Here is a 10,067-nt window from a genome sequence, read left to right as displayed (position 1 = left end):
TAGAGGCGGCATTGATCAACCGGGTCACCTGGATGATCCCCAACGCCCTGGCCTTGGTGGGCTCCCGGGCGGGCGACGAATGGAACGGGATGACCACCTCCTGGATCACCCAGCTGTCGATGGAGCCGGTGATGATCGGGATCGGCGTGGACAACAAGGCCGTGACCCATCGGCTGATCTCCGCCGGGGGTTCCTTCAGCGTCAACCTGTGGTCGCCGGATGATCGGAGGGTGTTCGTCAAGTTCTCGAAGCCCGCCACCAAGGAGGGGATGACCCTCAACGGTCGAGTGATCCGGGAGGGGGTCACCGGGGTTCCGATCTTCGAGGATGCCATCGCTTGGATGGAGTGCGAAGTCAGGCGGGCGATCGACTTCGGGACACATACGCTGTTCGCCGGTGAACTGGTGGACGCTGGCGTGACGGACGAGCCGGGTCGGGCCGCTTGGATGGGCGACACGCGCATGAAGTACGGCGGCGTGAAGCGGGGCGGCCACTGATGGAGGCGCGCCTCGACGGGCGGGTGGCGGTCATCACCGGCGCCTCGCGGGGGATCGGCGAAGCCATCGCGGCCGCCATGCTGGCGGCGGGCGCCCGCGGCGTGGTGATCACCAGCCGCAAGCCCGAGAACATCGCGGCGGCTGCCGACCGGCTGGGTGAGGCGGACCGGGTGGCGGCGGTGGTGGCCCGAGCGGATACCGAGGAGGGTGCGGCCACGGCCGTGGGCACCGCCGTCGAGCGCTTCGGTTCCTGCGATGTGCTGGTCAACAATGCAGCGACCAATCCGGCCTACGGGCCGCTCATGGACGTGGACCTGGGCGCGGTGAGGCGGACCTGGGAGATCAACCTGGAGGGCCCGCTCGTCTACGCCCGGGCCGTTTGGGCCGCCGGGATGCGCGACCACGGAGGGGTGATCTGCAACATCGCCTCCGTCGGTGGCCGGCTGCCGGGGCGGGGCATGGGCGCCTACAACATCTCCAAGGCCGGGCTCATCTACATGACCCGGCACCTGGCATACGAGTTGGCGCCCACCGTTCGCGTGGTAGGCGTGGCGCCGGGGGTGGTGAGGACCCGCCTGTCGAGGGTGCTCTGGGAAGACGAGGAGCGGGGTGCGGCCCTGCATCCGCTGGGACGCATCGGCGAGCCGATGGACGTGGCGTCGGCTGTGGTCTTCCTGTGCTCCGACCAGGCATCCTGGGTGACCGGCGTGACCCTCGATGTGGACGGCGGGATCGCCCACTCCTCCCCGTACGTGTAACGGGGCCGGTTGCCCGGACGCCGGCAGACCGCTAGGCGGGCAGCCGCCGGGAGGGTTAGCTTTCTCCGGTGATGATGAGGTAGTCGGGGTGGTCGCCGGTGGAACGGACCGTGATGCTGTAGCCGCCTACCGAGATGCTCTCACCATCGCTGAGCAGCGGATAGTCCCTGAAGTGGAGGATGGGGTAGGGGTTGTCGGAAGGTCCGATCACCCGGATGGGCATCTGTCCCCAGGAGCGGGCGGCGTCCACGACGTAGACGAGCACGCCGCCGCCGGCCAGGGTGGGGAGAGTGGTAGTGGCGCCGTCCTCATACCGGTACTCGTGCCCGGCGTCGAAACCGATCCGGCGGCGGCTCTCGATGATGACGATCTCCGTGTCCGAGAGGGGGATGCCGACCATGGCGGTCCCGAAGCCGGGCGAGGCGACCGGCTGTAGGGCAACGGTGACGGTCTTCCCGGTCTCGAGACCGGTGAGGCAGCGGATCCGGCCGGGCTGGAGCCAACCGAGTTGCCATCGGCTCCACGCCAGCATCTCCCGGGCCTGCAGGTCATATGCGTGGGCGGTGTGACTACGTCCATCCGGAAGATGTATCTCATGGGCCAGGCGTGGATCGCCGTCGCCGGCGAGGAAGTTGGCCCAAAGACCCATCAGGCCGATCTGGTTGGCCACCCACCTCTTGCCCGGCGGAGGCTCGGGATGATCGCGCAGGGAACTGTCCGATGGATACAGGTCCAGCAGACCGAGCATGTGCGCCAGCTCGTGGGCGGCGACCAAACCCCATTCGAGAGGTTGGCGCGGCCCGGCCACGGACAGGAAGTTGATCCGCACCCTCGCGAGGGTTCCCTCCTCCGTCCGGATACTCCCCGTGGCGAGCCCGTTACCGAAGTGTGAACTGGGCAGCACCACCATCACGGCGTCGTGGTCGGTGAAGTCGAACTCCGGGTCCGCGAGCCTTATCGCCTCCGCATCCGGGTCGAGCGGGTTCTCCAGTGCCGGAGATGCTGAAGTCCCCAGATAGCTCCGGTAGCCGTGCGGGGCGCGTAGCCACTGGTGCAGAGGCGTGAACTCCGTCTCGAGGCGCCCGTAGCTGGCGGCCTCGAGATATTCCTCGATGTACGGCAAGCCCAACTCCGCCTCTTGTCGCGTGGTATGGCGCGCCCGGGCGTCCGGGAAGTCCAGGAACAGCACCGCCACCCGGAGGACGCCCGTAGACGGGATCCGACCGTGGAGCGGGAATCCGGCGGGACCGGGCGGACGGCAGGTATCCGGATCCGGCCGCTCGGGGCTGACATACCGGTGCACCTCTGCGGGCGTCTGTATTTCCTGGGTAGGCGCGGCAGGCCCACTCGGCGGGACACGGCCCCAGCAGGTGATGGCCCCGCCCGTGTGCAGCCCGCACGAATGGCGGTCCCCCAGGTCGATGGCGCTGAACTCGCCTTGCGGAGGGTCGGCCCGACCGTGCTCGTCGAAGCCCCAGCAGACCACCGAACCGTCGACGGTGATCCCGCAGGAGTGCTGCCAGCCGGCCGCTATGGCGCGGAAACGCTTGGCAGGGGCATCGGCCTGTGCCGCGTGATCGGCGCCCCAACAGACGCCGACGCCGTCGGTGCGCACGCCGCACGAGTGCCAGTTGCCGGCTGCGATGGCGACGAACCGTCCGGGTGGCGGGTCGGCTTGACCATCGTTGTCGGCACCCCAGCAGGTAAGGGACCGGTCGGCGTTGCGGAGCCCGCACGTATGCCATTCCCCGGCCGCGACAGCGGCGAATTCGCCGGGTGGCGGGCTTGCCTGGCCTGCGTGGTCGGCGCCCCAGCAGGTGACGCTTCGGTCGGTCCGGATGGCGCACGAATGGTCGCCCCCGGCGGTGACCGCGATGAACCTCCCCTCCGGCGCCTCGGTCGCTCCCCGGCCGTCCCAACCCCAGCAGACGATCTCCTGGCGGGCGGCGATGCCGCAGGTGTGGCTCCGACCGGCGGCCAACGCCACGAACTCCCCGTCCGGTGGTGCGGCCTGGCCCCTAGCGTTGTCCCCCCAGCAGGTCACCGTGCGATCTCTGCGTATGCCGCAGGAGTGATCCCAACCGACCGCTACCGCGGTGAAGTCACCCTCGTCGGGTGGTATGAGGGTGCCGGCGTCCGCGGACGGGATGGCGCCGGCAAACCGGAGTGCGCGGGTCAGGAAGGTGGCCATCTCTGCACGGGTGGTGGCCCGGCCGGGGCAGTAGCGGGCCGGATCGACCGCGCACCCGGAGGTGATCCCGGCCGCGGCCAAGGCGCTTATGCCCGGTAGGTGAGTGGCGCCCTGCCCGACATCGGCGAACCCCGTCGGCGGCACGGCTGGCAACCGGAGTGCGCGGGTCAGGAAGGTGGCCATCTCTGCACGGGTGGTGGCCCGCCCGGGACAGAAGCGGGCCGGCTCCGTAGCGCATCCCCGGGTGATTCCCATATCTGCGAGTCGCTCCACATGGACCGCCCACCACGCACCTTCGTCGACGTCGGCGAACCGTGACCGCTCGATGGGCTCCGGGTCGGCGGCGTCCAGTGCCCGGACCAGCCAGACCGCCATCACCCAGCGCGGGATGGGCAGATCGGGGCAGAACCGGCGGGGTGCGCACTCCGTTCCCTCGAACACTCCCCTCGCAGCCAGGATCTCCACGCTATCCCGGTGCACACCCGCCCCGGCGATATCGAAGAACGGCTCGGTGGCCGCTGAGTTCGCATCCTCGCCGGTTCCGGACAGCAACTCCCCGTGTTCCGGGGCGGGTGTCGGGCTCGCCGGACTCGGAAGCAAACCCCCGACCATCAGCAGCACGGCTAACGCAAGCAGGAGGCCGCGGGTTTGATGCCGGCGGGGGTATCCGGCTACATCACTGGGCCTGCCGACGGTACCCATCACTCGACGGAGGCTACCCGGGTCTTTGGCGGCCCCTCATCGCCGGGCGGGTTGGCGGCGAGGGCCCCGGTAGGCGAGACCCTTCAGGCTTATCGCGAAGCCGCTCTCCAGCAGGATGGCGCCGAGCGGGTGGTCGCCGGCCGGGAGACCGTTGATGGTCTCTACTGTCAACCGCCGGTGCCGGACTCCGATCTCGGTCAGGGCGTCGGCGGCCGCGCCGTGAAGCTCCTCCGCGTCGGTGAGGAGGGTGGCCGTCTTCCCGCCCCGCTCCAGGAACAGCAGGGGCCGGCCGTCGTGGAGGATCACGTAGGCGCCGGCCGAGCGGGAAGGCCGGCCCTGGGCTTCCTCGGGCCACGGCAGCAGGGTGCCGTACGGGTTGGCCGGATCAGCCGCGGCGAGGATCACGGTTCCCTCGTCGCTGTCGGCGGTCCGGAGCCGGTCCACGGCCCCGGGTAGGGCGAACTGAAGGCCTCCGAGGCCTTCCACGAAGTATCCGCGGCGGATGCGTCCCGTCTCCTCCAGATGGTTGAGGATGGGGTAGAGGGTGGTCAGACCGCCGGGGATATTCTCCGCTCGGGCGCCGGCCCGGGTCACCACCCCGTGGCGTTCCAGCAGGAGCTCCGTCCAGGCGGCGCCCCACTCCGCATCCGCCACATCGGCCGCGCACAGGTCGGCTACCAGCGACCACCTCCCGGACGATGAAGGGGGCATGGCGGAGGGCAGCCGGCGCCGGGATCGCCCGGAGCGGGACCGGGCCAGACGGCGGATCCGTAGCGCGCGCAGCGGGGCGAGGGTGTCATTGGTGACCTCTCCCGACCAGACCAGGTCCCAGAGCGCCTCGAGGGTGTCCTCGAGATGCTCGCAGCGGGCAGCGAGGTGTATGTCCCGGAAGAAGCTGGCACCCCTTCGCGAGAGGTGGGACCGGATGGCGTGGTGGAGGTCGGAGTCGGGCAGGTCGTCCGCGGGGGGTCGGTAGAGGATCGGTAGTTGTTCGCGCAGGTACAGGGCCACCCTTCCGTCACGAGGACCGATCGAGCCCCGGCCCACCCATACCACTTCGCCCGACGCCATGAGTTGATCTGCCATGGCGGGCGTGTAGTCGAGCCTCGCCGCCAGGACGTCCCGTTCGAGTATCGAGGCGGGGATCGGAAGCCCCTGGAGGGTGCGGATCGTCTCGACCAGGGCCGACAGGTGGTTGCGCCCGGTGCGGCCCACTCCCTGCCAGGCGGGCAGGAACCGCCCGAGGGCGCCGGCCTCGACCGCCTCGATCTCGCGGCGGAGCACCGCCAGGCTACGCCGCTTCAGCCGGCGCAGCACTCCCGTGTCCACCCACTCCTGGCCGGCCTCGCCCGGCCGGAAGGCGCCCCGGGCCACCGTCCCGGCCTGCTCGAGCGCCGCCAGGACGGCCTGTATGGCGGCCGGGGGGAGGCCGAGCGCTGATCCGGCCTCCTCGGCGGTGAACGGCGCGTGGGTGCGGGCGTAGCGTCGCACCACCTCCCCGAGCGGGTCGGGACCGGTCTCGAGGAAGGCATGGGGAACCCCGGCCGGCGGCTGGACTCCCATGGCGTCGCGGAGCCGACCGGCATCCTCGATGGCCGCCCAGCTCGGCGCGCCGCCCACCTGAACCCGGATGGCCCGGCGGCGCTCCTCCAGCTCGCGTAGCAGGCCGGATGCGGACCCGTCGGCCAGCCGGTCGGCCACTGCGCCGCCGGTGAGCGGCCCGAGGGCCCGGAGCAGATCGTGCACTCCGTCCAGCCCCCTGACCCGGCGATCCGGGGTCAGGTACTGGAGTTCCAGTTCCACCGCGGCGATCACGTCCTCGTCCAGCAGGTCGCGGAGCTCACCCTCTCCGAGCAGCTCGCGGAGCAACTCCCGGTCGAGGGTGAGGGCCGTGGCTCGCCGTTCGGAGGGGGCGGCGTCACCCTCGTACAGGTAGGAGGCCACGAACTCGAAGAGGAGCGACGAGGCGAACGGTCCGGCCGAGGTGGTGTCGACCTCCACCACCCGCACCCGGCGGGCCGCGATGTCCCCGAGGAGTTCCTTGGCGGAGGGTAGGTCGAACACGTCCGAGAGGATCTCGCGGTAGGTCTCGAGGATGATCGGGAACGAGCCGAAGCGGGTGACGATGGCCATGAGGTCGGCGGCCCGCCGTCGCTGGAGCCACAGGGGGGTGCGACCACCGGGCCGGCGGCGGGGCAGCAGCAATGCGCGGGCGGCCGCCTCCCGGAACCGGGCCGCGAACATGGCCGTGCCGGACAGCTCCTCGATCAGGATCGACTCCAGCTCGTCCGGGTCGAGGAGAAGGTCTTCGAGAGACGGCAGGTCGTCGGTGTCGATGAAGCGGAAGGAGATTCCGTCGTCGCTCCAGATGACGTCCACATTCCGCCCGTAGCGGTGTCGCAGGCGCTGGCCGATGGCCATTGCCCACGGCGCGTGCACCCGGCCGCCGAGGGGCGAGAGGATGGCGATCCGCCAGTCCCCGATCTCGTCGCGGAAACGCTCCACCACCACCGTCCGGTCGGTGGGAAGCACTCCGGTGGCGTCACGCTGCTCTTCGATGTATGCGACCAGGTTGCGGGCCGCCCATTCGTCCAGGTGGTACCGGCGCCGGAGCGTGTCCACCGCCCGGTCGGTCTCCATCGCCCCGATGGTGCGGACGAAGCGGCCGATCGCCCTCCCGGTCTCGACGGGACGGCCCACCCGATCGCCCTTCCAGAACGGCATCCGGCCCGACTCGGCGGGGGCGGGGATCACCTCCACCCGGTCGGCGGTGATGTCGCTGATCCGCCACGCCGAGGTGCCGAGGACGAACACGTCCCCGGGACGGGACTCGTAGACCATCTCCTCGTCGAGCTCGCCCACCCGGCTGCCGTCAGGAAGGTTGACCGAGTACAGCCCGCGGTCGGGGATGGTCCCGGCGTTGGTGACCGCCAGGCGCTGGGCCCCTGAACGGGGCGTCAGTGTGTGCGTGACCCGATCCCAGACCACGCGGGGGCGCAACTCCCCGAACAGCTCGGACGGGTAGCGGCCGGCCAGCATGTCGAGGACCGCCTCGAAGGGTCCCCGGGCCAGATCGCGGTAGGGGGCGGCCCGCCTGACCAACGAGAGGAGGTCGTCCGCCTGCCATTCGTCCATCGCCACCGCCGCCACCACCTGCTGCGCCAGCACGTCGAGCGGGCTCTGGGGAACGGCCGTGGGCTCCACCGACCGCGCCAGCATGAGGTCGGCCACCACGGTCGCCTCGAGGAGGTCCCCGCGGAACTTGGGAAAGACCTTGGCCACGCTGGTCGCCCCCACCTGATGGCCGGCCCTACCCACCCTCTGCAAGCCGGAGGCCACGCTGGTGGGCGACTCGACGTGGATGACGAGGTCCACCGCGCCCATGTCGATGCCCAGCTCCAGCGTCGAGGTCGCCACCACGGCCGGCAGCTCACCCCGCTTGAGCAGGTCCTCGATGATGATCCGCTGCTCGCGCGACACCGAGCCGTGATGGGCGCGGGCGATCTCATCCCTCGCCAGGTTGTTCAGCTCGGAGCAGAGCCGTTCGGACAGCCGGCGGGAGTTGGCGAACACGATGGTGGACCGGTGGGCTCTGACCAGGTCCAGCAGGGCCGGGTACACGGAGGGCCAGATGGACCGGTACCCCGGGTCGGCGGGCTCGGATGCGAGCGGGTCGGGAGGTGTGGGCGCGGCCATGTCCTCGACCGGGACCACGATCTCCACCTCGAGGCCCCGCTTGCCGGGGACATCCACGATGGTGACCGGCCGCGGCGTCCAGGCGCCGCCGTCCATGGTCCCGCCTCCCATGAACTCGGCGATGGTCGACAGGGGTTGCTGGGTGGCGGAGAGACCGATGCGGAGGGGACGGACGGCCGTCACCTCTTCCAGCCTCTCCAGCGAGAGGGCCAGGTGCGATCCCCGCTTGGTCCCGGCCACGGCGTGGACCTCGTCGAGGATGACCCACCGGACCGAAGCCAGCATCTTGCGGGCCGCGCTGGTGAGGATCAGGAACAGGGACTCGGGGGTGGTGATGAGGATGTCCGGGGGGTGGCGCTGCATGCGCTGGCGGTCGGCGGGCGGGGTGTCTCCGGTGCGGATGGCGGCCACCACCTCGGGAGGGGTCGCCAGGCCGTGGCGCTCGGCGGCGTGGGCGATCCCGGTCAGGGGCGCCCGGAGGTTGCGCTCCACGTCATGGGCCAGGGCCTTCATCGGCGAGATGTAGAGGACCCGGCAGCGCCGGGACTTGGCCGGCACGGGTTCGGTAAGCAACTGGTCGAGCGTGTAGAGGAACGCAGCCAGCGTCTTGCCCGACCCGGTGGGGGCGTGGATCAGCGTGTGCTGACCGGCCGCGATGGCCGGCCATCCACTGGCCTGAGCCTCGGTGGGGCCGGGGAACGCCTCCTCGAACCAGGTGGCGGTAGCGGGCGAAAACAGTTCTCTCAACATCTTTGACGGCAGGCTATCGCGTGCCCGTGACATTCACGCCGGGCACCGGCGTGTTTGCTTGAACGTACTCCTGCGATTCATAAAATTGGCGCGTGTATGGAGTTAATTGTGTTTAAATGGATCGCATGATCTACCGAACGCCTCTCCTGTCCCCGAGCGATGAGCGGGCGCTGGACGCCATCAACGGCTTGCGGGACAACCTGAGGCTCTACGTCAGGAACCCGCGCCGGTGGTACGGAACCCTGAGAAGGGCAACCGTTGCGCGAGCTGTCCAGGGTTCGAACTCTATCGAGGGTTATCACGCGACCGTCGAGGATGTGGCGGCCGTGATGGCGAACGAGGACCCTACCAGCCTTGATCCCGCAACTCGGGATGCCGTTGCCGGGTACCGGGACGCCATGACCTACGTGATCCAGCAGGCACGGGAAGCACCCACGATCGACGCCTCCACGCTCCGGGCCCTGCACTTCATGATCACGCGACACGACCTGTCGAGTAATCCCGGGCTGTGGCGGCCGGGACCGGTATGGGTCAACGACAACGAGGGCCGCGCCGTCTACGAGGCGCCCGAGCGATCGCTGGTCGAGCCCCTGGTTAGCGCTCTGTTGGATCAGATCAACGCCAGCGATCAGCACGTCATAGTGACGGGTGCCATGGCGCACTTGAACCTGGTGCTCGTCCATCCGTTCAGCGATGGAAACGGACGGGTAGCCCGCTGTCTACAGTCGTTGGTCCTCGGAAGCGATGGCCTCCTGTCTCCCGAGTTCTTCAGCATCGAGGAGTATCTGGGCCGCAACACACCCGCCTACTACGCGGCGCTGACCGATGTGGCCGGAGGCCGGTGGTCACCAGATCGCAGCGCTCGTCCCTGGATCGAGTTCTGCATAACCGCGCACTACCGCCAAGCCATGACCGTGCGCCGGCGAATACGAGAGATGGAGGAACTCTGGGATAGGTGCGAGCAGTTGGCCGCGCAGCACCGTCTACCCGCCAGGACGGTGGCCGCCCTGGTCGACTCGGCCCGAGGATGGAGGCTGCGGCGGTCCCTGTACATGAGCCTCATCGAGATCTCGTACGGCGACAAGGTGAGCAGTGCCGTGGCCACGAGAGACCTCGCCGCGATGACACGTGCGGGCCTCCTGGATCCACGCGGAGAGCGTCGAGGACGCTACTACGTGGGCGCCACCCCACTCAGGGAGGCCTGGCACCGAATCCGCCGAGCCCGACCACCGCGTGGAGCGGACGACCCGTACCAATTGCCCACGACACCCACGCTTCCCGGTCTCCCATAGGGTCCGGAGCCGATCTCGTATGCCGGTCGGGTCGGGCCTCAGGCTGACCTACAACAGACAGGAAGGGGTTACCATCGATGACCATGATCAAGGAGTCCACGGTCGCGAAACGGGTCACGCAGTCCCTGGTCTTCCTGGAGCAGGCAGAGGCTGAGTTCGCGATGGGCGACACTCGCCAGGG

5 protein-coding genes are annotated in these 10,067 nt (G+C 69.6%); 3 read left to right on the top strand and 2 right to left on the bottom strand.

The annotated features are described in order from the left end of the window. Positions 1 to 497: flavin reductase family protein (locus OXK16_05650; protein ID MDE0375432.1), on the top strand; the 497-nt coding region annotated here is incomplete at its 5' end. Next, the gene (locus OXK16_05645) at positions 497 to 1,255 is read left to right on the top strand and encodes an SDR family oxidoreductase (GenBank protein ID MDE0375431.1); all 759 of its coding nucleotides are present in this window, start codon (positions 497 to 499) and stop codon (positions 1,253 to 1,255) included. The genes OXK16_05650 and OXK16_05645, both read left to right, overlap by 1 nt. A 55-nt stretch (positions 1,256 to 1,310) precedes the next feature. Here the strand turns inward: OXK16_05645 and OXK16_05640 are convergent, their stop codons facing one another. Together OXK16_05640 and OXK16_05635 are read right to left on the bottom strand one after the other, a co-directional pair. Beyond that, positions 1,311 to 4,148, bottom strand: coding sequence for a hypothetical protein (locus OXK16_05640; GenBank protein ID MDE0375430.1), 2,838 nt, complete (start codon positions 4,146 to 4,148; stop codon positions 1,311 to 1,313). Between the two features lie 36 nt (positions 4,149 to 4,184). Beyond that, positions 4,185 to 8,594, bottom strand: coding sequence for a DEAD/DEAH box helicase (locus tag OXK16_05635; protein MDE0375429.1), 4,410 nt, complete (start codon positions 8,592 to 8,594; stop codon positions 4,185 to 4,187). A gap of 125 nt (positions 8,595 to 8,719) precedes the next feature. On the opposite strand from OXK16_05635, the gene OXK16_05630 reads away from it, so the two are divergent. Beyond that, positions 8,720 to 9,886: a Fic family protein gene (locus tag OXK16_05630; GenBank protein ID MDE0375428.1), complete on the top strand. Its 1,167-nt coding sequence runs from the start codon at positions 8,720 to 8,722 to the stop codon at positions 9,884 to 9,886. Positions 9,887 to 10,067 lie beyond the last annotated feature (181 nt).

This window comes from bacterium, from assembly GCA_028821235.1.
In the GTDB taxonomy this organism is placed as follows: Bacteria; Actinomycetota; Acidimicrobiia; order Spongiisociales; family Spongiisociaceae; genus Spongiisocius.
The sequence above is the reverse complement of the archived record's forward strand: the minus strand, read 5'-3'. Positions and strand labels throughout refer to the sequence as shown.

Bases quoted from the DNA above. Each gene is read 5' to 3' on its own strand.
- OXK16_05645 (MDE0375431.1), top strand. From the start codon at position 497: ATGGAGGCGCGCCTCGACGGGCGGGTGGCGGTCATCACCGGCGCCTCG.
- OXK16_05640 (MDE0375430.1), bottom strand. From the start codon at position 4,148: ATGGGTACCGTCGGCAGGCCCAGTGATGTAGCCGGATACCCCCGCCGG.
- OXK16_05630 (MDE0375428.1), top strand. From the start codon at position 8,720: ATGATCTACCGAACGCCTCTCCTGTCCCCGAGCGATGAGCGGGCGCTG.
- OXK16_05635 (MDE0375429.1), bottom strand. From the start codon at position 8,594: ATGTTGAGAGAACTGTTTTCGCCCGCTACCGCCACCTGGTTCGAGGAG.